Origin of the sequence: Streptomyces sp. NPDC019890, assembly GCF_044903445.1 — a bacterium.
In the GTDB taxonomy this organism is placed as follows: domain Bacteria; phylum Actinomycetota; class Actinomycetes; order Streptomycetales; family Streptomycetaceae; genus Streptomyces.
This window is the reverse complement of record NZ_JBJDQK010000009.1, coordinates 298,652-320,903: the sequence shown is the minus strand read 5'-3', so window position 1 is coordinate 320,903 and position 22,252 is coordinate 298,652. Positions and strand designations below refer to the sequence as shown.

21 protein-coding genes are annotated in these 22,252 nt (G+C 68.3%); 16 read left to right on the top strand and 5 right to left on the bottom strand.

From position 1 onward, the window contains the following. The 3 genes from ACI2LP_RS25075 to ACI2LP_RS25065 form a co-directional block, all read left to right on the top strand. The coding region (locus ACI2LP_RS25075; protein ID WP_404726737.1) for a vitamin B12 dependent-methionine synthase activation domain-containing protein at positions 1–1,065 on the top strand (1,065 nt) is incomplete at its 5' end. 96 nt (positions 1,066–1,161) lie between these two features. After that, positions 1,162–1,863 (top strand): HAD family hydrolase, encoded by a 702-nt coding sequence (locus ACI2LP_RS25070; RefSeq protein WP_404726736.1) that lies wholly within the window; start codon positions 1,162–1,164, stop codon positions 1,861–1,863. A 503-nt stretch (positions 1,864–2,366) separates the two neighbouring features. Continuing rightward, the gene (locus ACI2LP_RS25065) at positions 2,367–3,962 is read left to right on the top strand and encodes an ABC transporter substrate-binding protein (RefSeq protein WP_404726735.1); all 1,596 of its coding nucleotides are present in this window, start codon (positions 2,367–2,369) and stop codon (positions 3,960–3,962) included. 74 nt (positions 3,963–4,036) lie between these two features. Here the strand turns inward: ACI2LP_RS25065 and ACI2LP_RS25060 are convergent, their stop codons facing one another. Continuing rightward, entirely contained in the window at positions 4,037–4,708 is a 672-nt protein-coding gene (locus tag ACI2LP_RS25060) for a response regulator (RefSeq protein ID WP_404726734.1), read from the bottom strand. A 13-nt stretch (positions 4,709–4,721) separates the two neighbouring features. Further along, a complete protein-coding gene (locus tag ACI2LP_RS25055; protein ID WP_404726733.1) occupies positions 4,722–5,582 on the bottom strand; it encodes a RecB family exonuclease in 861 nt (286 codons plus the stop codon). Between the two features lie 107 nt (positions 5,583–5,689). Between ACI2LP_RS25055 and ACI2LP_RS25050 the strand changes: the two genes are divergently transcribed. The 3 genes from ACI2LP_RS25050 (at position 5,690) to ACI2LP_RS25040 (ending at position 8,963) form a co-directional block, all read left to right on the top strand. Next, positions 5,690–6,937: a site-2 protease family protein gene (locus ACI2LP_RS25050; RefSeq protein WP_404726732.1), complete on the top strand. Its 1,248-nt coding sequence runs from the start codon at positions 5,690–5,692 to the stop codon at positions 6,935–6,937. A 364-nt stretch (positions 6,938–7,301) separates the two neighbouring features. Beyond that, on the top strand, positions 7,302–8,189 hold the full coding sequence (locus ACI2LP_RS25045) for a tRNA (adenine-N1)-methyltransferase (protein ID WP_142216178.1): 888 nt from the start codon (positions 7,302–7,304) through the stop codon (positions 8,187–8,189). A gap of 204 nt (positions 8,190–8,393) precedes the next feature. Beyond that, entirely contained in the window at positions 8,394–8,963 is a 570-nt protein-coding gene (locus ACI2LP_RS25040) for a hypothetical protein (RefSeq protein ID WP_404726731.1), read from the top strand. A 4-nt stretch (positions 8,964–8,967) separates the two neighbouring features. Here the strand turns inward: ACI2LP_RS25040 and ACI2LP_RS25035 are convergent, their stop codons facing one another. After that, positions 8,968–9,279 carry a ferredoxin gene (locus tag ACI2LP_RS25035; protein ID WP_404726730.1) on the bottom strand — a complete coding sequence of 104 codons (312 nt, stop codon included), beginning with the start codon at positions 9,277–9,279 and terminating at the stop codon, positions 8,968–8,970. 253 nt (positions 9,280–9,532) lie between these two features. Here ACI2LP_RS25035 and arc point away from each other — a divergent pair, with 253 nt between their 5' ends. The 6 genes from arc to prcA all read left to right on the top strand — a co-directional run bounded on the left by arc (position 9,533) and on the right by prcA (position 15,662). Then, entirely contained in the window at positions 9,533–11,299 is a 1,767-nt protein-coding gene (gene arc, locus ACI2LP_RS25030; RefSeq protein WP_404726729.1) for a proteasome ATPase, read from the top strand. Between the two features lie 261 nt (positions 11,300–11,560). After that, positions 11,561–13,072 carry a depupylase/deamidase Dop gene (dop, locus tag ACI2LP_RS25025; RefSeq protein WP_404726728.1) on the top strand — a complete coding sequence of 504 codons (1,512 nt, stop codon included), beginning with the start codon at positions 11,561–11,563 and terminating at the stop codon, positions 13,070–13,072. 147 nt (positions 13,073–13,219) lie between these two features. Continuing rightward, positions 13,220–13,438 carry a ubiquitin-like protein Pup gene (locus tag ACI2LP_RS25020; protein ID WP_011027899.1) on the top strand — a complete coding sequence of 73 codons (219 nt, stop codon included), beginning with the start codon at positions 13,220–13,222 and terminating at the stop codon, positions 13,436–13,438. Positions 13,439–13,445: 7 nt separating this feature from the next. Beyond that, on the top strand, positions 13,446–14,039 hold the full coding sequence (locus ACI2LP_RS25015; protein ID WP_404726727.1) for an endonuclease VII domain-containing protein: 594 nt from the start codon (positions 13,446–13,448) through the stop codon (positions 14,037–14,039). Continuing rightward, on the top strand, positions 13,991–14,836 hold the full coding sequence (gene prcB / locus ACI2LP_RS25010; RefSeq protein ID WP_404726726.1) for a proteasome subunit beta: 846 nt from the start codon (positions 13,991–13,993) through the stop codon (positions 14,834–14,836). Before ACI2LP_RS25015 ends, prcB begins: the two co-directional genes overlap by 49 nt. Positions 14,837–14,888: 52 nt before the next feature. Next, entirely contained in the window at positions 14,889–15,662 is a 774-nt protein-coding gene (gene prcA, locus ACI2LP_RS25005) for a proteasome subunit alpha (RefSeq protein ID WP_404726725.1), read from the top strand. A gap of 100 nt (positions 15,663–15,762) precedes the next feature. Here prcA and ACI2LP_RS25000 read toward each other — a convergent pair whose 3' ends face one another. After that, positions 15,763–16,818 carry a hypothetical protein gene (locus tag ACI2LP_RS25000; protein ID WP_404726724.1) on the bottom strand — a complete coding sequence of 352 codons (1,056 nt, stop codon included), beginning with the start codon at positions 16,816–16,818 and terminating at the stop codon, positions 15,763–15,765. A 67-nt stretch (positions 16,819–16,885) separates the two neighbouring features. After that, positions 16,886–17,917, bottom strand: a complete 1,032-nt coding sequence (locus ACI2LP_RS24995) for a LacI family DNA-binding transcriptional regulator (protein ID WP_404726723.1) — start codon at positions 17,915–17,917, stop codon at positions 16,886–16,888. 120 nt (positions 17,918–18,037) lie between these two features. Here ACI2LP_RS24995 and ACI2LP_RS24990 point away from each other — a divergent pair, with 120 nt between their 5' ends. The 4 genes from ACI2LP_RS24990 to ACI2LP_RS24975 all read left to right on the top strand — a co-directional run bounded on the left by ACI2LP_RS24990 (position 18,038) and on the right by ACI2LP_RS24975 (position 22,157). Continuing rightward, on the top strand, positions 18,038–19,318 hold the full coding sequence (locus tag ACI2LP_RS24990; protein WP_404726722.1) for an MFS transporter: 1,281 nt from the start codon (positions 18,038–18,040) through the stop codon (positions 19,316–19,318). A gap of 9 nt (positions 19,319–19,327) precedes the next feature. Next, positions 19,328–20,689, top strand: coding sequence for a Pup--protein ligase (pafA, locus tag ACI2LP_RS24985; RefSeq protein ID WP_215091400.1), 1,362 nt, complete (start codon positions 19,328–19,330; stop codon positions 20,687–20,689). Between the two features lie 111 nt (positions 20,690–20,800). Beyond that, positions 20,801–21,739: an FKBP-type peptidyl-prolyl cis-trans isomerase gene (locus ACI2LP_RS24980; RefSeq protein ID WP_404726721.1), complete on the top strand. Its 939-nt coding sequence runs from the start codon at positions 20,801–20,803 to the stop codon at positions 21,737–21,739. A 43-nt stretch (positions 21,740–21,782) separates the two neighbouring features. Further along, entirely contained in the window at positions 21,783–22,157 is a 375-nt protein-coding gene (locus ACI2LP_RS24975; protein WP_360884190.1) for an FKBP-type peptidyl-prolyl cis-trans isomerase, read from the top strand. The last annotated feature ends 95 nt before the right edge of the window (positions 22,158–22,252 follow it).

Below are 22,252 nucleotides of genomic sequence, written 5' to 3'. Positions count from 1 at the left end.
GACTACCCGGTCATCCTGGGCGGCGCGGCGCTGACCCGGGCGTATGTCGAGCAGGACCTGCACGAGATCTACGAGGGCGAGGTCCGCTACGCCCGCGACGCCTTCGAGGGCCTGCGCCTGATGGACGCCCTGATCGCCGTGAAGCGCGGTGTCCCCGGGGCTGTGCTTCCCGAGCTCAAGCAGCGCCGGGTCCGCGCCACCACCAACACGGTCGTCGAGGAGCGCCCCGAAGAGGGTGCGGCCCGTTCCGATGTGGCGATCGACAATCCGGTCCCCGAGCCGCCGTTCTGGGGCACCCGGGTGATCAAGGGCATCCAGCTCAAGGAGTACGCCTCCTGGCTGGACGAGGGCGCGCTGTTCAAGGGCCAGTGGGGACTGAAGCAGACGCGGGCCGGCGACGGCCCGACGTACGAGGAGCTGGTGGAGAGGGAGGGACGGCCGCGGCTGCGCGGCTGGCTGGACCAGCTGCACACCCGGGGCCTCCTGGAAGCCGCCGTGGTCTACGGCTACTTCCCGTGCGTGTCCAAGGGCGACGACCTGATCCTGCTCAACGAGGACGGATCCGAACGCACCCGCTTCTCCTTCCCCCGCCAGCGCCGTGGCCGCCGCCTCTGCCTCGCCGACTTCTTCCGTCCCGAAGAGTCCGGCGAAACAGATGTGGTGGGACTGCAGGTCGTCACGGTCGGCTCGAAGATCGGTGAAGCCACCGCGGAGCTCTTCGAGTCGGACTCGTACCGCGACTATCTCGAACTGCACGGGCTTTCTGTGCAGTTGGCGGAGGCGCTGGCCGAGTACTGGCACGCCCGGGTGCGCGCCGAGCTCGGCTTCGCCGGCGAGGACCCGGCCGACATGGAGGACATGTTCGCGCTCAAGTACCGCGGCGCCCGGTTCTCGCTCGGTTACGGTGCGTGCCCGAACCTGGAGGACCGCGCCAAGATCGCGTCGCTCCTCGAACCCGAGCGGATCGGTGTCCGGCTGTCGGAGGAGTTCCAGCTCCACCCCGAGCAGTCCACCGACGCGATCGTCATCCACCACCCCGAAGCGAAGTACTTCAACGCACGTTAGTCGGCCACGTCGTACACTTGTCGGTCCAGTGCAGGCCGGTCGCCTCCCCACCTGGGAAGGCGGCCGGCCTTCTCGTCCCTAGTGGAGGTGTGCCGGATGACCAGTACGGTCCCCGCGTCCATGACCCGTTCAGCCGAGGGCTCCGCTCTTCAGGCTGTCTTTCTCGACATGGACGGCACCCTCGTGGACACCGAAGGCTTCTGGTGGGACGCCGAGGTGGCGGTCTTCGCCGATCTCGGCCATCGGCTCGACGAGGCCTGGCGGGATGTGGTGGTCGGCGGCCCCATGACCCGCAGTGCCGGTTACCTCATCGAGGCCACCGGCGCCGACATCACGCTCGCCGAGCTGACTGTGCTGCTCAATGAACGCTTCGAGGACCGCATCGGGCGCGATGTACCGCTGATGCCGGGCGCCGCCAGGCTGCTCGCCGAACTGGCCAAGCACAATGTGCCCACCGCACTGGTCTCTGCCTCCCACCGCCGCATCATCGACCGCGTCCTCGCCTCGCTCGGCCCCCAGTACTTCGCGCTCTCGGTGGCGGGCGACGAGGTGCCGCGTACGAAGCCGCACCCCGACCCCTATCTGCTGGCGGCCCGGGGCCTTGGGGCCGAGCCGACGAGATGCGCCGTCATCGAGGACACCGCGACCGGTGTCGCCGCCGCAGAGGCGGCGGGCTGCCGGGTGGTCGCCGTGCCGTCCGTGGCGCCGATCGCGCCTGCTGACGGCCGGGTGATCGTACGGTCGCTCGAAGAAGTGGACCTTGGTTTTCTGCGCACTCTCATCACCACGATGAACTGATTCGTTTACTGTCCGTGCATTCTCGAATGCGCCGGAAACTCTGGGCAGCGGAGCGTGTTTTTTCCGTGACATGAGCCAACGCTTTTCCGGATCCGGTCAAGGACGTTCATGGAGTGATGTTTGTCACTGAGGGTGCCCTTGGTTCGCTTGGTCCCGGCCGTCCGATGTCCATTTTGGGAGGTGTCGGGCGTGCCTTTGTGTCCGCTTTGATGGGGCACTGTGCGAATAATTCCGTGGCGTAACCATCTACTCACCGACATGCGTGATCACTCAGCGGATACGCTCCAACTCTCGCTGCGACGAGTGTTCCTGGCGTTGCCGACTAATCTCATCGCGAGAACTTCGTTGCTCAACGATCTGTCTCGGCGGCCACCCAGCCATGGGGAACACAGTGCCGATCGCTCTGTTTCCCCGGCCCGACCGCACCGCTCCGAACGGGCGGCCGCGACGGAGGTCCCGCAGGCATCGCTGTAACCCAGCGCCCGATGAGGAGAACGTCCAGGATGAACCGTAAGACTTTGGTGCTGCCGGCCGTGGTCGGCCTGCTCGCGCCCGTGCTCGTCGCGTGCGGCGCGGCGGACGGCGGGTCCGGCGACGGAGCTGCCATTGTCGTGGGCACTACGGACCAGTTCGTCGCCAACGAAGACACGCCCGCGCCCCTCGACCCGGCTTACGCGTACGACACCGGCGCCTGGAACGTGCTGCGGCAGACCCTCCAAACGCTGATGCATGCCCCGCTCGGCGGCGGTGAGCCGGTGCCCGACGCGGCCGAGTCCTGCAGCTTCACCGACAAGGTGAGTGAGAGCTACCGCTGCAAGCTGCGCAGCGGCCTGAAGTTCGCCGACGGCACCTCCGTCACCGCCGAGGACGTCAAGTTCTCCATCCAGCGTGTGCTGGACATCAACGCCGACAACGGCACGGCGGCGCTGCTCTCGAACATCGACACCATCGACACCAACGGCGACGAGGTGGTCTTCCACCTCGCCACGCCGGACGCGACCTTTCCGTACAAGCTCTCGACGCCGGCCGCCGGCATCGTCAGCAAGAAGCACTACGACGGCAACAAGCTGCGCGAGGGCTTCGGGGTCGACGGTTCGGGCCCGTACACCATGAAGACCGAGCTCAAGGGTGACCAGATCACCCGGGTCGTCTTCAGCAAGAACCCCAACTACAAGGGTGACCTCAAGCTCCGCAACGACAAGGTCGAGCTGCGGTCCTTCGCCGACGCCGACTCCATGGGCAAGGCGCTCGAGTCCGGCGACATCGACATCATGACCCGTGCGATGTCGCCCGAGCAGATCAAGAGCATGTCCGAGAGCCCCAAGGAGGGCATCGAGCTCACCGAAATGCCGGGCCTCGAGATCCGTTACCTCGGCTTCAACACCAATGACCCGTCGGTGAAGAACAAGGCCGTCCGGCAGGCCATGGCGGCGGTCGTCGACCGCGGTCACATCGCGGGCCAGGTGTACGGCTCCACCGCCGAGCCGCTCTACTCGCTCATCCCGACGAGCATCGCCGCGCACACCAACTCCTTCTACAACAAGTACGGCGAGCCGAGCGGCAAGAAGGCCGCGGAGATCCTGCGCGACGCCGACATCACCACACCGGTGAGGCTGAAGCTCCACTACACGACCGATCACTACGGTGCCGGTACGGCAAAGGAGTTCGAGGCGCTCAAGGAGCAGCTGAACTCCAGCAAGCTCTTCGACGTCAGCATCGAGGGCACCGAGTGGTCCAAGTTCCGTCCCGCCCAGAAGCGCGGTGACTACGCCGTCTACGGTCTCGGCTGGTTCCCCGACTTCCCGGACCCGGACAACTACATCGCCCCGTTCCTGGACAAGGGCAACTTCCTCAACACCCCGTACGTGAGCACGGTGGCCCGCAACCTCATCCCGCAGTCGCGGCGCGTCGCGGACCGCACCGCCGCGTCCGACGCCTTCACGCAGATTCAGCAGATCGTCGCCACCGACGTGCCGATACTGCCGCTGTGGCAGGGCAAGCAGTACGTCGCCGCCCGCACCGGTGTCACGGGCGTCGAGCGGTTGCTCAACTCCAGCTCGGACCTGCAGCTGTGGGAGCTGGGACGCGGCAGCGCGTAACCCGGGGCGACCCTGAGCACTGACGACGGCGGCGGGCATCAGCCCGCCGCCGTTCGTTCTTGCCGGTGCTCCGACTACTGCGCGCCGGGGCGCACCAGACCGCTCTCGTACGCATAGACCGCAGCCTGCACCCGGTCGCGCAGGCCCAGCTTCGTCAGCACATGGCCGACATGCGTCTTGACGGTCGTCTCGCTGACAAACAGATCCGCGGCGATCTCCGCGTTGGAAAGCCCCCGCGCGACCAGCTTGAGCACCTCCACCTCGCGCTCGGTCAGCGTGTGCAGCGTGTCCGGCACCGGCTCCTCGCCGGAGGGCAGATGGCCCGCGTACTTGTCGAGGAGCCTGCGGGTGATGCTCGGCGCCAGCATCGCCTCGCCCGCCGCGACCACCCGGATCGCCTGGACCAGCTCATCGGCGGGCGCGTCCTTCAGCAGGAAGCCGCTCGCGCCGGCCCGCAGCGCCTCCACCACGTACTCATCGAGATCGAAGGTGGTCAGCACCAGCACCTTCGCCGGGCCGTCGCGCCCGGGGCCGGTGATCTGCCGGGTCGCCTCGACGCCGTCCATCCGGGGCATCCGGATGTCCATCAGCACCACATCGGGCTGCAGCGCCCGCACCTGGTCGAGTGCCTGGAGGCCGTCCCCGGCCTCGCCGACGACCGCGACGTCCTGCTCCGCCTCCAGGATCATCCGGAAGCCGGTGCGCAACAGCGGTTGGTCGTCGACCAGTAGGACGCGGATAGCCACAGGTACTCCTTTTTTAGACCGGGCCCATTCTGCCCTGACCATCCTCTTCCGGCGCCGTCGGGGAGATGCTCAGCGGATATACCGGGGGAGTGCCGCCGAATTCGGGACAGACCGCCTGATGGTCGCACCAGCCGCACAGCTTCGTCGGCCGCGGCCGCCAGTCACCCGTCTCGGTGGCCAGCCTGATCGCGTCCCAGAGGGCCAGCAGCTTGCGCTCCATGCGCTCCAGGTCCGACGGGGCCGGGTCGTACGTCAGCACATCGCCGCTGCCCAGATAGACGAGCTGGAGCCGACGCGGCACCACCTTCTTCAGGCGCCAGATCACCAGGGCGTAGAACTTCATCTGGAACAGCGCGCCCTCGCTGTACTCCGGGCGGGGGGCCTTGCCCGTCTTGTAGTCGACGATCCGGACCTCGCCGGTGGGCGCCACATCGACCCGGTCGATGACGCCGCGCAGCCGCAGGCCCGACTCCAGCTCCGTCTCGACGAACATCTCCCGCTCGGCGGGCTCGAGCCGGGTCGGGTCCTCCAGCGAGAACCACCGCTCCACCAACTGCTCCGCCTCGCCCAGCCAGCGCGTCAGCCGCTCGCCCTCGGCGTCCTCGGCGAACAGCTCGCCCAGCTCGGGTTTCGTCTCGAGCAGCCGGTCCCACTGGCCCGGGATCAGCGCCTTGGCACGCGGAGCCGTGCGCTCCGCCGCCGGGGCGTCGAAAAGCCGCTCCAGCACCGCATGCACCAGAGTGCCGCGGGTAGCCGCCTCGCTGGGCTTCTCGGGCAGCTTGTCGATCACCCGGAACCGGTACAGCAGGGGGCACTGCATGAAGTCGCTCGCCCGCGACGGCGAGAGCGAACTGGGCTGCTGACTCGTACTCATGACACAGACCCTACGGCCCGCCACTGACAGCGAGCGGAATACCATCGACCTCAGACCGTGCGCACTGCAGGATCGAGCGAGCGGCGCAATCGCAACGAAAGGATCCCGTGAACGAGGACGACACGAGCGGTGAGCGCGAGCGACCGCGGTCCACTGCGGGAGGAACGAACCCCGACGGCGGCAAACCGCGACGCTCCGACGGCCCCGGCGGCGGCATTCTGATGGGTCGTCCCTTCGGCGTGCCCGTCTATGTCGCCCCCAGCTGGTTCATCGTCGCGGCCCTCATCACCTGGGTCTTCGGAGGTCAGCTCGACCGGGTGCTGCCCGAGCTCGGCGGCATGCGCTATCTCGTCTCCCTCTTCTTCGCGGTCGCCTTCTACGCCTCCGTACTCGTCCACGAACTGGCCCACACCGTGGCCGCGCTGCGCTTCAAACTGCCGGTGCGGCGCATCCAGCTCCAGTTCTTCGGCGGGGTCTCGGAGATCGAGAAGGAATCCGAGACGCCGGGCCGCGAGTTCATCCTGGCCTTCGTCGGGCCGCTGCTCTCGCTCGTCCTGGCCGGTCTCTTCTACCTGGGGATGCAGGCCGTCGATCCCGGTACGGTCCCGGGCGTGCTGCTCGCCGGCCTGATGATCTCCAACCTGATCGTCGCCGCGTTCAACCTGCTGCCCGGTCTGCCGCTGGACGGGGGCCGGATGCTGCGCGCCGTGGTGTGGAAGATCACCGGCAAACCGATGTCGGGCACCGTCGCGGCGGCCTGGGTGGGCCGGGCGCTGGCCGTCGCCGTCCTGATCGGTCTGCCGCTGCTCACCCACACCGGCGCGCTCGGCAATGCCACCGAGGACATCGGCGGCATGGAGACGGTCACGGACGCACTGCTCGCCGCGATCCTCGCCGCGATCATCTGGACCGGCGCGGGCAACAGCCTGCGCATGGCCCGGCTGCGCGAACACCTCCCCGAGCTGGAGGCCCGCACGCTCACCAGGCGCGCTGTCCCCGTCGAGTCCGACACCCCGCTCTCCGAGGCCCTGCGCCGGGCGAACGAGGCCGGGGCCCGCGCGCTGGTCGTCGTCGACGGGCATGGCGACCCGAAGGCTCTCGTCCGCGAGACGGCCATCGTCGGCGTCCCCGAACACCGCCGGCCCTGGGTCGCGGTGAGCGGCCTGGCCCAGGAGCTCACCGAGGGCATGAAGGTCTCCGCGGAGCTGGCGGGCGAGGCGCTCCTGGACAAGCTGAGGGCGTCGCCGGCGACGGAGTACCTGGTGGTGGAGGAGACGGGCGAGATCTACGGCGTGCTGTCCACGGCGGACGTGGAGCGCGCGTTCGTGGCCGCCATGGCCCGGCCCTCTTCCTGAGGGCTCGGTTCTCCTCCGGGGCGCTTTAGCGTCTGTCGACGGTCGACCGTGCTCGACCACTCGTTCCTCGCGGCCTCCACGCGCTCTCCCTTTCGACACCCGCGCGCCCCTTCGGCTCACTCACCAGCCGATACGGGCGCTCAGGGAACGCTCGGGGCGGGGCCAGGCCCACGGGCCCTCGGGCTCCCACGGGCCCGGTCACTCGCCGGGCGGCCGGGGTGGTGCCACCGACCCAAGGGCCTGGCGGCAGGGCGCAGCCCCGAGGTTCGGGGACTGCGGCCGGGCTCACCAGCCGCCGGGGTGAGGCCGTCCGGCAGGCTTCCCGTGGTCACCGGGGCCCGGTCGGGGCCGGTAGGCTGGTCACATGTCCGAACCGACCGGTGCCGCCCGCCGACGCGGGCCCTTCAAGGTCGGGGACCAGGTCCAGCTCACCGACCCCAAGGGACGCCACTACACGTTCACGCTCGAGGCCGGGAAGAATTTCCACACCCACAAGGGTTCCTTCCCGCACGACGAGCTGATCGGCGCTCCCGAGGGCAGTGTTGTCCGTACCACGGGAAACGTCGCCTACCTCGCGCTGCGCCCCCTGCTCCCCGACTATGTCCTGTCCATGCCCCGCGGCGCCGCCGTGGTCTACCCCAAGGACGCGGGGCAGATCCTGGCCTTCGCCGACATCTTCGCCGGCGCGCGCGTCGTCGAGGCGGGGGTGGGCTCCGGCTCGCTCAGCGCCTTCCTGCTGCGCGCCATCGGCGACCACGGCATGCTGCACTCCTACGAGCGCCGCGAGGACTTCGCCGAGATCGCCCAGCAGAACGTGGAGCGCTACTTCGGCGGCCCGCACCCCGCCTGGCAGCTCACCGTCGGCGACCTTCAGGACAATCTGACCGACGCCGACGTCGACCGCGTGATCCTGGACATGCTCGCCCCGTGGGAGTGCCTGGAGGCCGTCTCCAAGGCTCTCGTCCCCGGCGGCATCCTCTGCTGCTACGTGGCGACCACCACCCAGCTCGCGCGCACCGTCGAGTCCATCCGCGAGATCGGCTGCTTCGCCGAGCCGCAGCCGTGGGAGTCGATGATCCGCAACTGGCACGTCGAGGGACTGGCCGTCCGTCCGGATCACCGGATGATCGGCCACACCGGATTCCTCGTCACCGCCCGTCGCCTCGCCGACGGAGTCGAGCCCCCGATGCGCCGCCGCCGGCCCGCCAAGGGCGCGTACGGCGAGGACTACGAAGGCCCCAACAAAGGCTGACGTTCCGGACAAGGGATGACACTTACCCAACGCACCGAAGCCGCCGCCGAGTTCCCGCGACACCAAAGGGAACTCGGCGGCGGCGTCCTTTTGTTGACTGCTTCTTGAAGCACACAGTCGGACCCTGCTGTTCCGCTCCCGCTGTGACGTATGGCACGATGCGAGGCACCCCCACCGGCACCGCCTTCACAGGAGACTTCCCGCGTGCAGACCTCGGCCGTCCCGGACCTTGCGCACACCCACGCCCGACCGGTGCACTGGCTCGCCACGGCCACGGCGATGGCCGGAGTCATCGCGGCCGCCGGACTGCTGCAGCCCAAGTCCGCGACCGCATCCCAGGCGGGCCCGCCGCAGACGGAGACCGCCGCGGCCCCCGCGCCCGACCCGGCAGCGGTTGTGCTCCCGCTGCAGTGCGGCGGCGTGAAGAGCGTGGTGACAAAGCGGGCATCGGGCGATCTCGACGGCGACGGCGGCCTCGAGACGGTGGCGGTGGCCCGCTGCGACGCCGGCTCCGGCACCCCGCCGAGCGGTATTTACGTACTGACCGGGGGCAGGGGGACGGCCCCACGCGTCGTTGCGACGCTGGTGGAGCCCGCGCAGAAGCTGAGCGTCAAGGAGTTCGCTGTACGCGACGGAGCGGTTACGGCGACCCTGCTCGGCTACTCGTCGCCGGATGTGCCGAGCTGCTGTCCCGATGAGCTGGAGAACGTCAAGTGGCAGTGGCGGGGCGGGAAGTTCGTCCGCACCGCCGAGCCGGAAGCGGGCAGTAGCTGACGCGTCACTCTGCGTCGGGACCGTAGACCTCGACGCTGTCCGAAACGCGACGCACATGGATGCAGTCGCCCGGGCACTCCTTCGCGGAGTCCACGACATCCCGCAGCAGCGGCAGGGGCACGGGCGTTGTGGCGCCCGGGTTCTGGAGAAGTTCGTCCTCGCCGCTCTTCACATAGGCGAGCCCGTCGATGTCGAGCTCGAAGACCTCCGGAGCGTACTGGGCGCAGATCCCGTCCCCGGTGCAGAGGTCCTGGTCGATCCAGACCTCAAGGGCCTCCTCGACGCCCTCGGCGGCGGCCTCGTGCTGCACGGTCATATCTCCTGCCGTTTCGTTCGTCGGGTGGCGCGATGTGAAGCAAGTCGTGCCAGCCCTGACGGGTGTTGAACGCTTCGACGATACCTCCGTCCGCTTTCCGATGTTGATGGGTGGGTATTCCACTGGCGTGAGGGAGAGCGCAAGGGTGAAGATCGGACACACCCCTACCGTCTTTGTGATCTAGGGGTTTCAATCACCACCCACCCAGGTAGGGTCAGGAAGCGTCCAGCTCCCCTTGGAGGAGGTGAGGACCGTGGCAGCCCACGACGACGACATCAACCGCGGCATCCGGCCGGGGCGGGGGTCTGAAGACCCAGCCGGCCAGGTTGCCTATCTCGAGCAGGAAATCGCCGTCCTGCGCCGCAAGCTCGCCGACTCTCCGCGTCATACGAGGATTCTCGAAGAGCGGATCGTCGAGTTGCAGACAAATCTGGCCGGCGTGTCCGCACAGAACGAGCGGCTCGCCAATACGCTCCGCGAGGCCCGCGACCAGATCGTGGCCCTCAAGGAGGAGGTCGACCGGCTCGCACAGCCGCCGGCCGGCTTCGGTGTCTTCCTGCAGGCGAACGAGGACGGCACGTGCGACATCTTCACCGGGGGCCGCAAGCTCCGGGTGAACGTCAGCCCCAGCGTCGAGCTCGAAGAGCTCCGGCGCGGCCAGGAAGTCATGCTCAACGAGGCGCTCAACGTGGTCGAGGCCATGGAGTTCGAGCGTGCCGGGGACATCGTCACCCTCAAGGAGATCCTTGAGGACGGCGAGCGCGCCCTGGTGATCGGGCACACCGACGAGGAAAGGGTGGTGCGGCTCGCGGACACGCTGCTGGACATCACCATCCGCCCCGGCGACGCCCTGCTGCTCGAGCCCCGCTCCGGCTATGTCTATGAAGTGATCCCCAAGAGCGAGGTCGAAGAGCTCGTCCTCGAAGAGGTCCCGGACGTCGACTACGACAAGATCGGCGGTCTGGGCGGCCAGATCGAGATGATCCGCGACGCGGTCGAGCTTCCGTACCTCTACCCGGATCTCTTCAAGGAGCACGAACTGCGGCCGCCGAAGGGCATCCTGCTCTACGGCCCGCCCGGATGCGGCAAGACGCTGATCGCGAAGGCGGTCGCCAACTCCCTTGCCAAGAAGGTCGCCGAGGTGACCGGTCAGCCCGCGGGGAAGAGCTACTTCCTCAACATCAAGGGCCCCGAGCTCCTCAACAAGTACGTCGGTGAGACGGAGCGGCACATCCGCCTCGTCTTCCAGCGTGCCCGGGAGAAGGCGAGCGAGGGTACTCCGGTCATCGTCTTCTTCGACGAGATGGAATCCCTCTTCCGCACCCGTGGCTCGGGCGTCAGCTCGGACGTGGAGAACACCATCGTCCCGCAGCTGCTGGCCGAGATCGACGGTGTGGAGGGCCTGGAGAACGTCATCGTCATCGGTGCCTCCAACCGCGAGGACATGATCGACCCCGCGATCCTGCGCCCCGGCCGGCTCGATGTGAAGATCAAGATCGAGCGTCCGGACGCGGAGGCCGCAAAGGACATCTTCGCCAAGTACCTGACATCCTCGCTGCCGCTGCACTCGGACGACCTCTCCGAACACAACGGCTCCAAGGAGGCCGCGGCGCACGCGATGATCCAGTCCGTCGTCGAGCAGATGTACGCGGAGTCCGAGGAGAACCGGTTCCTCGAGGTCACGTACGCCAATGGCGACAAGGAAGTCCTGTACTTCAAGGACTTCAACTCCGGCGCGATGATCCAGAACATTGTCGACCGGGCCAAGAAAATGGCCATCAAGGCCTTCCTCGACCACAACCAGAAGGGCCTTCGGGTCTCCCATCTCCTCCAGGCATGCGTGGATGAGTTCAAGGAGAACGAGGACCTGCCGAACACCACCAACCCGGACGACTGGGCCAGGATCTCCGGAAAGAAGGGCGAGCGGATCGTCTTCATCCGCACCCTTGTCACCGGAAAGCAGGGCGCGGACACCGGACGTTCCATCGACACGGTGGCGAACACCGGTCAGTACCTGTAGGACGCAGATCGGCTGCGGATGCTGGAGGTCCCCCCGCCGAAGGCAGGGGGCCGGGCATCCGCAGCCGACTGTTTTCCCGACAGGTCCAGCCATAGCCGGAGCAATGACGAAATTGATCTCCCCACCCGCGCAGAGGCGTTCTAGGCTCTTCGGTACCGCCGAGTCGCGCAGTGCGGGGACGGGCACCGCACACGCACCGGAGCAACAGCGGTACTTGAGCGCCGTTCCCGGAGGGGAGCGCCGCCGGGCAAGGAGGGCCGCATGACCGTACGGCGAGTAATGGGCATCGAGACGGAGTACGGCATCTCCGTCCCGGGCCACCCGAACGCCAATGCCATGCTCACCTCGTCCCAGATCGTCAATGCCTACGCGGCGGCGATGCACAGGGCGCGGCGCGCCCGCTGGGACTTCGAGGAGGAGAATCCGCTGCGGGACGCCCGCGGCTTCGACCTCGCCCGGGAAGCGGCAGACTCCAGCCAGCTCACCGACGAGGACATCGGCCTGGCCAATGTGATTCTCACCAATGGTGCGCGGCTGTACGTCGACCATGCGCACCCCGAGTACAGCTCTCCCGAAGTCACCAACCCGCGCGACGCCGTCCTGTGGGACAAGGCCGGGGAACGGATCATGGCGGAGGCCGCCGAGCGTGCGGCCCAGCTCCCCGGTGCCCAGCCGATTCACCTGTACAAGAACAACACCGACAACAAGGGCGCGTCCTACGGCACGCACGAGAACTACCTGATGAAGCGGGAGACCGCCTTCTCGGACATCGTGCGCCACCTGACGCCGTTCTTCGTCTCCCGGCAGGTCGTCACCGGCGCCGGACGGGTCGGAATCGGCCAGGACGGCCATGAACACGGCTTTCAGATCAGCCAGCGCGCCGACTACTTCGAGGTCGAGGTCGGGCTCGAGACCACGCTGAAGCGGCCCATCATCAATACCCGCGACGAGCCCCACTCCGACGCCGAGAAGTACCGCCGGCTCCATGTGATCATCGGCGACGCCAACCTCTCGGAGATCTCGACGTACCTCAAGCTGGGCACCACAGCCCTGGTCCTGTCGATGATCGAGGACGGCTTCATCGCGGTGGACCTGGCGGTCGAGCAGCCGGTGCGCACCCTGCACCAGGTCTCCCACGACCCCGGCCTCAAGCGCCTGGTCACGCTGCGCAGCGGCCGGACACTCACCGCGGTCCAGCTGCAGATGGAGTACTTCGAGCTGGCCCGCAAATACGTCGAGGAGCGGTACGGCGCGGATGCCGACGAGCAGACCAAGGACGTCCTGCTCCGCTGGGAGGACACGCTCAACCGGCTCGAGAACGACCCGATGAGCCTCTCCGGAGAGCTGGACTGGGTCGCCAAGAAGGAGCTCATGGAGGGCTACCGCAGGCGGGACAGCCTGGAATGGGACGCGGCACGGCTGCACCTGGTGGACCTCCAGTACGCGGACGTGCGCCCCGAGAAGGGCCTGTACAACCGCCTGGCGGCCCGCGGCAAGATGAAACGGCTGCTGGACGAGGCTGACGTCGTACGAGCCGGGACAAAGCCTCCTGAGGACACCCGGGCCTATTTCCGCGGCCGCTGCCTGGAGCAGTACGCGGACGACGTCGCCGCCGCCTCCTGGGACTCGGTGATCTTCGATCTGCCTGGCCGGGACTCGCTGCAGCGCGTGCCAACCCTGGAACCGCTACGCGGAACGCGTAATCACGTCAAGGAGCTCCTTGACCGGTGCCGCACCGCGGAAGACCTGGTCCGGGTGCTGTCCGGCGGCTGACGGGCGGCTGAAACGGCTCAGGTCCGGGAATCATGGAGGTGGTACCCGGACGTTGAGGGAAGTGCGGGGCCGATGTCAGGCCCTGCTTGTAGGGTCTGATCTTGACGATCGAACTCACGTCAGGGCAAACCGAGCGGGGTGAGGGATATGGCGACCAAGGACACCGGCGGCGGGCAGCAGAAGGCCACGCGTTCCACTGAGGAGGTCGAGGAGCAGGCGCAGGACGCGCAGGCCTCGGAGGACCTCAAGGAGCGCCAGGAGAAGCTTTCGGACGACGTCGACTCCGTACTGGACGAGATTGACGATGTCCTTGAGGAGAACGCCGAGGATTTCGTGAGGTCGTTTGTTCAGAAGGGTGGCGAGTAGTCACCGAATGTCCGAATTGCATCACGCTAAGAAATGCTCGCGATGCAAACGGACTCTGGACCGTGACGCATTCGCCAGCAACAGCTCCACGGCGGACGGCCTCCAGGCGTACTGCCGGGAGTGCTCTGCGGAGTACTACCGGCAGCGCCAGGAGGCCAAGGGGCGCACTGTGCGGGTGAAGGTGCCCGTGCAGCGTGGCCACAAGCGGTGTCCAAAGTGCGGGGAGATCAAGCCGCACACGGAATGGGAACGCAACAAGACATCCTCGGACGGCTGGGCGAGCTACTGCCGCGAATGCCGCGCACAGCGCAATCGTGACAGTTGCTTCCGCCGTAAATACGGACTCAGCCAGGCTGAGTTGACTCAACTCATCGACGAGCAAGGCGGTGTCTGCGTGATCTGCCTTGCTGCTCCGGCAGAGCATGTGGATCACGACCACGAGACGGGTAGGGTCCGAGGCGTACTGTGCTTCAGCTGCAATGCCGCACTGGGGCAGTTCAAGGATCGGCCGGATGCCATAAGGCGTGCAGCCGCATACGTGGAAGGAAACGCGTGGAAGCCAACACTCGTAGCACCGGGCGTCTACCGGCTGCCTTCCTGACGCCCGGCTCGTCCTCGTTCATGGACTTCCTCGGCCAGCACTCCCCGGAGATGCTGCCCGGGAAGCGCATCCTGCCGCCCGTACAGGGCGCCATCGAGGCGCCGCACGGCACGACGATCGTCGCGACGACGTTCCCGGGCGGTGTGGTGCTCGCCGGTGACCGGCGGGCGACCATGGGCAACATGATCGCGCAGCGCGACATCGAGAAGGTCTTCCCGGCCGACGAGTACTCGGCCGTGGGCATCGCGGGCACCGCGGGCCTCGCGGTGGAAATGGTCAAGCTCTTCCAGCTGGAGCTGGAGCACTTCGAGAAGGTCGAAGGCGCCCAGCTCTCCCTGGAGGGCAAGGCGAACCGGCTCTCCACAATGATCCGCAGCAACCTCGGCATGGCCATGCAGGGCCTGGCCGTGGTGCCACTCTTCGCGGGGTACGACGTCGACCGCGAGAAGGGGCGCATCTTCTCGTACGACGTCACCGGCGGCCGTTCCGAGGAGCACGGGTACGCGGCCACCGGCTCGGGCTCGATCTTCGCCCGCGGGGCGATGAAGAAGCTCTATCGCGACGACATGACGGAGCAGCAGGCCACCACTCTGGTGATCCAGGCGCTCTACGACGCGGCCGACGACGACTCGGCCACCGGCGGCCCCGATGTGGCACGGCGGATCTATCCCATCGTCACCGTCATCACAGACGAGGGTTTCCGCAGGCTCACCGAGGCCGAGTCCTCCGAGATCGCACGCTCGATCCTGGAGCGCCGCCTCGAACAGCCCGACGGCCCGCGCGCCGCGCTGCTCTGACGGCACCCTCTTCTGAACCGATATGCCACTGACAGAAAGGGACGGATAGCCGGTGTCGACGCCGTTCTATGTGTCACCCCAGCAGGCCATGGCCGACCGGGCGGAATACGCCCGCAAGGGCATCGCCCGTGGTCGTAGCCTCGTTGTGCTGCAGTACTCCGACGGCATTGTCTTCGTCGGTGAGAACCCGTCCCGTGCGCTGCACAAATTCAGTGAGATCTACGACCGCATCGGCTTCGCCGCAGCCGGTAAGTACAACGAGTACGAGAACCTGCGGATCGGTGGTGTGCGCTACGCCGACCTGCGCGGATACACCTACGACCGTGACGATGTGACGGCCCGCGGTCTTGCCAATGTCTACGCCCAGACGCTGGGCACCATCTTCTCCAGTGCGGCCGAGAAGCCGTACGAGGTCGAGCTGGTCGTCGCCGAGGTCGGCGACACACCGGACGGCGACCAGATCTACCGGCTGCCGCACGACGGATCGATCGTGGACGAGCACGGCTCGGTCGCGGTCGGTGGCAGTGCCGAGCAGATCAGCACCTTCCTCGACCAGCGGCACCGCGACGGGATGTCGCTGGCCGAGGCGCTGAAGCTGGCCGTACAGGCTCTGTCCAACCAGAGCAACGGCAGCGAGCGGGAGATCCCCGCGGATCGCCTCGAGGTGGCGGTTCTGGACCGTACGCGACCGCAGCAGCGGAAGTTCAAGCGGATCGTCGGACGGCAGCTGGCCCGTCTCCTTGAGGCCGACGGCGCCGCGTCGACCCCGACGGACGCACCGTCGGACATCGAGGACATCGAGGAGACGGGGGAGGGCGGGAAGTAGCCCTGCGGTGAGCTCCCACCACTGACGCGGCTGCGCCCCGGACCGCCCGTGCGGACCGGGGCGCAGCCGTATGCAGCCGGACCGGCAGCCATTCCGCGGCTCAGGGAAGCGCCCAGTGGTGGAGGCGTTCGCGGTCCCTGGTGAGCCAGGTGCCGTCGCCGAGCGGCGTCACGTCCCCGCCCACCGCCACCGGATACCGCACCCGGCCCAGCGGGCGGAGCGTCAGCGCGTCACACAGCCAGTGACGGACCGCAACCGGCCGCCCCGGCAGATAGATCCGGCCGGTGACCAGGACCCGCGCGGTGTCGATCAGGTACGCGCCCGCGAACTCGTCGTTGTCACGGTCGACCGCCAGCTCACCGAGATCGAAAAGACCCGACGGGTCGTCGGCTGTCACATCGTGCGAGGCGAGTTCGTCACGGTCGTCGTTGAACGCGATCCCTTCGGCGCGGCGCAGCGTGAGCACCCGGGACGCGTCCGGCAGGAAGCCGATCACCTCGCGCATCGACGTGCCGCCGCGGATGTGCAGCCCGTCCTGCCGCGGCTCTATCCACCAGGTCGACCAGCTGTACCAGGCCGTCCAGCAGGAGAGCGCGAGCAGCGAGCCGTCCGGATGCCACCGCTGCGTCACGTCCGAGGAGATCGCCGCGATCGGCCGGCGGGCCCGGACGTCGCCGGACGCGGCGTCGAGCAGCAGCAGGGTGTCCCGCGCATAGCGGTGCCGCGGCGGCTTGTCACTGATCAGCACGGTGCTGCGCTCGGCGGTGGCGAGCGTCGGCACGACGACGCTGATGAGCCTGCCGTCCGGGCTCACCGCTGGTGGTCCCGGCGGCCGGGCGTCCCGGTGGCCGCCGTGCCAGCGGGCGTGCAGCAGTTCCCAGCGGGTGCCGCCGTCGGGGCCCAGCGCTCGGACCCTGGTGGCCTCGGCGACGACGAGGGCACCGCCGGGCAGCGGGACCGCCGCAGCGTACGGCGGCAGCCGTACGGACCGGGTGGGGGTGAGGGTCCCGGAGAGAAAGCGCTCCGCGTCGTGGATCTCCAGCCGCTCGTCGGTTCTGACGGCGAGCCGCCCCTCGGCGAGCGGTGTCACGGAGCCTGTCGCAGGGACCGTCCCGATCAGCGTCGCGTCGATCGGGGTCTCCCACGTACTCGTCATGATCGTGATCGTTCCACGGTGGGTGTCGCGGTCTCAAGGGCGCTGCCCCGGGTCCACACGTAAGGGGTCAGCCGACCGGTGCCGGTGCTGACGAGCCGCGCGCCACCAGCTCGACCGGGAGGTCGCCCTCCTCGGGCGGGCGGCCTTCGAGGACCGCGAGCAAAGCGGACATACCGCGCTCGCCCACGCGTTCCGCGGGCAGCCTGATCGTGGTGAGCTCTGGCTCCACGGCGGTGGCGAGCGCGAGGTCGTCGAAGCCGGTGACGGAGATGTCCTCGGGAACCCGCAGGCCCAGCCGTCGTACGGCCTTGCAGGCACCGGCGGCCAGGATGTCGTCGTCGCAGACGATCGCGGTGGGCCGCGGTCCGGGACCGGCCAGCGCCCGCTCGGTGGCCTCGCGGGCACTGCCGACGTCCAGGGGCGCCGGGACGGTCCGTACGACGGCATCGGGGACGCGGTCCAGAGCCGTCGCGAGCGCCCGGGCCCGTACGTCGAAGGTCCACGAGGTCACGGCCGAGGCGAGATGGACGAAGCGGCGGTGACCGAGCGCCAGCAGATGGTCTGTCATCTGCCGCATGCCGTCGGCGATGTCGAGGTTCACATGGGCCGCCGCCCCGGGATCGGCCGGGTCGCTGTCGAGCATCACCAGCGGGAGATCGCTGCCGTGGATGGCGGTCAGCGCCTCTGCGGCCATCGAGGAGGCGATCACACCGTCGAGCGCGGCCCGCGCCGAGGCGAAGGGGTCTCTGGCCGGGCCGACTCCCTCGGGCGAGGGATAGAGCACCACACCGAAGTCGTGCTCGGCGGCGACGGCGGCCGCGCCCGTGTAGACGCGGGCGAAGAACTCATTGGTGAGGGCGGGGACGACGAGCAGTGCGGTCCTGGTCCGCCCGAGCCGCAGATTGCGCGCGGCGAGATTGGGCCGGTACCCGAGTTCCCGGGCGGCGTCCCGCACCAGACCGGCGGTCCGCTCGGAGACCCGCCCGCGCCACTTCTCACCGAGTACGAGGGAGACGGTGGCCTGCGAGACACCGGCGAGGCGGGCCACATCCCGGCTGGTGGGCCGCACGCCGCCGGGCTGGAGGGACCCGTGTGCCATCGATGCCGTCCTCAGCCCTTGCCGTCCATGCGTCCGCGGTGGACCCGGGGACTGCCGACATGGTACGTATGAGGAGGACGTTATACGTAAAACCTCGATTGCGGGGGTGAGGGGCAGAACATGGGCGCGGGAGCCACCGGCTACGCAGACATACTCAAGGCACCGCACGCCACCCGGTTGCTCGCCGGCACGCTCATAGGACGGCTGCCCAATGCCACCGGCCCCGTGGCCATCGTCCTGTTCACCCGCGCCGAGGGCGGCAGCTACAGCCTCGCCGGAGGGCTCGCCGCCGTGTACGGCATAGCCACCGCGACAGGCCAGCCCCTCCTCGGCCGCGCCGTCGACATGCGCGGACAGCCCCGCGTCCAGTTTCCCGCGGCCGTCGTCTCGGCACTCGGCATGGTGCTGCTCGCCGCCGCCGGGATCGGCGTGCTGCCGCTCGCGTACGCGGCCGTCGCCGTCGCCGGCGTCTTCACGCCACCCCTCGAAGGCGGGCTGCGCGCCTTGTGGCCCAGCGTGCTGGGCGGCGAGGACCGGGTGCACCGGGCCTACGCCATGGACGCCGTCGCCCAGGAAATCATGTTCACCGTCGGCCCGTTGCTGGTCACAGTGCTCGTCTCGCTCTGGTCGGCGGGCGCCGCACTCCTGGTCATCAACGCCATCGGCGTGCTCGGCGCGCTGTCCGTCGTACTCTCCGAGCCCTCCCGCCGCTGGCGCTCCGCACCCCGCGAGGCCCACTGGCTGGGCGCGCTGCGCTCGCCCGGACTGCTCGCGCTCCTCGGATCCTTCTTCTTCGTCGGCCTCGCGCTCGGCTCGATCACGGTCGCCGGAGTGGCGTACGCCGACGACCACGGCCGTGCGTCGGTGTACGGCTGGCTGATGGCCGCACTCGGCCTCGGGGCGCTGATCGGCGGTGTGCTCTACGGCATGCGGCAGTGGGCCGGAGCCCCCGAGCGCCGGCTGCGGGCCATCGTCGCCCTCCTGGCCCTCGGCTATCTGCCGCTCGCACTGACGCCGGGCGTGGCCGCCATGACCGTGCTCGCCGCCGTCTCCGGCGTCTTCCTCGCGCCCGCGATCGCCTGCGCCTTCATCGTCGTGGACCGGCACGCCCCGAGCGGCACGGTCACCGAGGCCTTCTCCTGGCTGGTGACCACCTTCGGCGTCGGCGCCGCCGTCGGAACGGCCGTCGCGGGCCCCGCGGTCGAGCTCGGCGGCACCGCCTGGAGCTTCGCCGTCGCGGGCGCCGGAGGCATCGCCGCCCTGCTGGTTCTGATGACCACTCAGCGGGTCCTCGCAGTTCCCGGCCACACCGTGGCCGTCGTGGGTTCAATCTCGGACTCATCGGAAAATGATCGAAACGGTGCTGCCGAACCCGGTTTCAGCTCAGGCCGTGAGGCGTAATGTTCAGACATGGACCGCCGCATTTTCGGGCTGGAGAACGAGTACGGCGTCACGTGCACTTTCAGGGGACAGCGCCGACTGTCACCTGACGAAGTGGCGCGCTACCTCTTCCGCCGTGTTGTCTCATGGGGCCGCAGCAGCAACGTCTTCCTGCGGAACGGCGCCCGCCTGTACCTCGACGTGGGTTCGCATCCGGAATACGCAACTCCCGAATGCGACAACGTGACCGAACTGGTCACCCACGACAAGGCCGGCGAGCGCATTCTCGAAGGCCTGCTCGTCGACGCCGAACGCCGCTTGCACGAGGAGGGAATCGCGGGCGACGTCTATCTCTTCAAGAACAACACCGACTCGGCTGGAAACTCCTACGGCTGCCACGAGAACTATCTCGTCGCCCGCCATGGAGAGTTCTCCCGGCTCGCGGACATCCTCATCCCGTTCCTGGTCACCCGTCAGCTGCTGTGCGGCGCGGGCAAGGTACTGCAGACCCCGCGCGGCGCTGTCTACTGCGTCAGCCAGCGCGCCGAGCACATCTGGGAGGGCGTCAGCTCCGCCACCACCCGCTCGCGCCCGATCATCAACACCCGCGACGAACCGCACGCGGACGCCGAGCGCTACCGCCGTCTGCATGTCATCGTCGGCGACTCGAACATGTCCGAAACGACGATGCTGCTGAAGGTCGGCGCAACCGATCTCGTACTGCGCATGATCGAGGCGGGCACCGTGATGCGCGATCTGACCCTGGAGAACCCGATCCGGGCGATCCGCGAGGTCAGCCACGACATCACCGGCCAGCGCAAGGTGCGCCTGGCCAGCGGACGCGAAGCCTCCGCGCTCGAGGTCCAGCGGGAGTACTACGAGAAGGCAGTGGACTTCGTCGAGCGGCGCGGGATCCGCACCGGCACCGTCGAGCAGGTCCTGGAGCTCTGGGGCCGCACCCTCGACGCGATCGAGGCGGAGGACCTCGACCGGATCGGCACCGAGATCGACTGGGTCATGAAGTACAAGCTCATCGAGCGGTACCGGGCCAAGCACAACATGACCATGTCGCATCCGCGGGTCGCCCAGATAGACCTCGCGTACCACGACATCCACCGCAGGCGCGGGCTCTACTACCTGCTGGAGCGCAAGGGACAGGCCGCCCGGATCTGCAACGACCTGAAGATCTTCGAGGGCAAGTCGGTGCCCCCGCAGACCACCAGGGCGCGGCTGCGCGGTGACTTCATCCGCCGGGCGCAGGAGCAGCGGCGGGACTTCACCGTCGACTGGGTGCACCTCAAGCTCAATGACCAGGCGCAGCGCACCGTGTTGTGCAAGGACCCGTTCCGGTCGGTCGACGACCGGGTGGAGAAACTGATCGCAGGCATGTAGCCCGACAGGTTGAGTGGAACGCCACTCGGGCCCCGTACGTTCTCGTACGGGGCCCGTGGCACGCCCTAGAGTGTCCGGGACCTACTGTGCCGTCTGAGATCTGAGGAACACGTGCGCCGACTAGCCGGCCTTCTCGTCGTCCCCTTGCTGCTGCTGTCGGCAGTGGCGTGCGGCAGTGACGACAAGGGCTCCGACTCCGCCTCCAAGACCTCACTGCCTGCGATCACCGCAGGCGCCAAGTTCGGCGAGAAGCCGACCCTGGCGAAGGGCGAAGGTGATCCGCCCAAGGCGCTGAAGGTCGAGGTGATCAGCGAGGGCAAGGGCGCGAAGCTGAAGAAGGGCGACCCGGTCAAGGTCAACTACCTCGGCCAGATGTGGGACTCCGCCAAGCCCTTCGACAACAGCTTCGACCGCAAGCAGCCCTTCGATCTCACACTCGGTGCGGGCGGCGTCATCCCGGGCTGGGAGAAGGGCCTGGAGGGCCAGAAGGTCGGCAGCCGGATCGAGCTGTCGATCCCGCCGGCGCTGGGTTACGGCGAGCAGGGCCAGGGCGAGATCAAGCCGAACGCGACGCTCGTCTTCGTCATCGACATCCTGAAGTCCACCCCCGTCCCGGTGTCCGCCAAGGGCACCGAGGTCGCCCAGGAGAACATCGACCTGCCGAAGGTGGGCACCAACACGGACGGTCAGGCCCCCTCGCTGACCTTCCCGAAGCAGGCCGACCCGCCGAAGAAGCTCGTCTCCAACTATGTGATCGAGGGCACGGGCCCCGAGCTCACGGCGAAGGACACCGTCGTCGTGAAGTACGTGGGCTCCCTCTGGGCGGGCGGCAAGAAGTTCGACAGCACCTACGACACGGGCAGGACCCAGACCTTCCCGCTGGCGCAGGTGACGCTGAAGGGCCTCAAGGACGGCCTCATCGGCAAGAAGGTCGGCAGCCGCGTGCTGCTGGTCATCCCGCCGGACCAGGCCTTCGGTGACAAGGAGCGGCAGGGACTCCCGAAGAACTCCACGCTGGTGTTCTCCATGGACCTTCTGGCGAAGGTGTAAGACTGTCCCGGTTGCCCCGTTCATCATTTAGAGGAGCAGTTCAGTGAGCATCGACAAGCCCGAGATCGACTTCCCCGAGGGCCCGGCTCCCACCGAGCTCGAGATCGTCGATCTGTGGGAGGGCGACGGGCCGGTCGCGAAGGCCGGGGACACCGTCTCCGTCCACTACGTCGGCGTCGCCTACAGCACCGGCGAGGAGTTCGACGCCTCCTGGAACCGTGGCACCCCGCTGCAGTTCCAGCTCGGCGTCGGCCAGGTCATCGCCGGCTGGGACCAGGGCGTGCAGGGCATGAAGGTCGGCGGCCGCCGTCGGCTCACGATCCCCGCGCACCTCGCGTACGGCGACCGCGGCGCCGGTGGCGGCACTATCGCCCCCGGCGAGACGCTGATCTTCGTCTGCGACCTGGTCGCCGTCTGATCACGTTCGGACACCAAGAGGGTCCATGCTGTCCCCGGCTCCGCCCGGGGGGCCCGGCATGGGCCCTCGGCTTTTGCCCGGACAACGCGGAGCGG